The sequence below is a fragment of the Vagococcus bubulae genome (assembly GCF_003950315.1).
GTDB lineage: Bacteria > Bacillota > Bacilli > Lactobacillales > Vagococcaceae > Vagococcus > Vagococcus bubulae.
On record NZ_NGJT01000056.1, the window covers coordinates 1 to 1,329 of the forward strand.

A 1,329-nucleotide genomic window follows, 5' to 3' on the forward strand; every position below is an offset into this window, starting at 1 on the left:
GGTTGCGTCAAGAATTATGTGTAAATGGAAAAAACCATTCTGTCGGTTAAGTTAAAACATTGATTCTAATGTATCTTGTATTTCTTTAAAACCTTTATGAATCCGACACAAAAATTTCTGATTATAGTTGTTGAATTGAGAAACTAAGAATCTCTCTAGAGATTCTTCATTAGGGAATTGTTCTTTTCTTTTTGTATATTTCTTTAATTGTTTGTTAAAACCTTCAATCAAGTTAGTTGAATAAATGGTTCTTCTGATTGATGGAGGAAAATTATAAAAGGTTAATATAGCAGGATTCATGAGTAATTTAACTACTCGTGGATACTGCTTTTTCCATTTATCTATCATAAAACTTATTTGATTCATAGCTTCTTCTTTTGAAGCTGCTTGATAAACCAATTTAAAATCATTACAGACTTCTTGTCGATCACTAACACGAACCTTATGAGCAATATTTCTAGAGATATGGACACAACATTGTTGAAATTGAGCATTTGGATAAATACTATGGATACTATCGTCAATGCCGCTTAAACCATCAGTTACGACTAATAAAACCTCTTCTAAACCACGGTCTTTTAGGTCTTGAAGTATTTCTTTCCAAACATACGAAGACTCAGTTGGAGCAATACTAAACCCAAGAACCTCTTTGGTCCCATCCAGTCGGATACCTATGACAATATATACAGCTTCTTTTGAGACAGTTTGTCTTTTTAAAGGAATGTGAGTAGCATCCATAAAAATGATTGAGTATTGGGATTCTAAGGACCTTTCTTTAAAAGCAACAACATCTTCAGATACTATTTGAGTGATATTGGAAATGGTTTGTGGTGTATAGTAATGACCATACATTTTTTCAATCAACTCAGAGATTTCAGACATAGTGATTCCTTTTTGAAATAATTGGATAATGGTGGTTTCTAAAGAGTCGTTACTTCTTTTATAAGCAGGCAACGTTTGTTGAGAAAACTCTCCATTTCTATCTCTAGGAATTGCCAAATTTAATTCTCCATACTCTGTTTTAAATGAACGAGAATAATTCCCATTTCGGGAATTACCTGAATTAAAACCAGTGCGATCATATTTCTCATAATCAAGAAAAGCCGTTAATTCAGCTTGTAGCAGTGTATTGATAGCTAATTCTAGATGACGACGGAATAAGTCATCCAAATCACCTTTATTGATTAGTGTTTCCATAATTTCTGTAGTAAAATTAGTCATGAGAAAGTCCTCCTATAAAATTTCGGTTGTGGTAACTTTAATTTTACAGAATGGACTTTCTTTTTATCTACCTAAAATTTCTATTTACACAAAATATTTTACGCTATC

General features: G+C 31.8%; 1 protein-coding gene. It reads right to left on the bottom strand.

What is annotated here, in order from left to right:
• Positions 1-51 precede the first annotated feature (51 nt).
• The gene (locus CBF36_RS12130; protein ID WP_104859673.1) at positions 52-1,221 is read right to left on the bottom strand and encodes an IS256 family transposase; all 1,170 of its coding nucleotides are present in this window, start codon (positions 1,219-1,221) and stop codon (positions 52-54) included.
• Positions 1,222-1,329 lie beyond the last annotated feature (108 nt).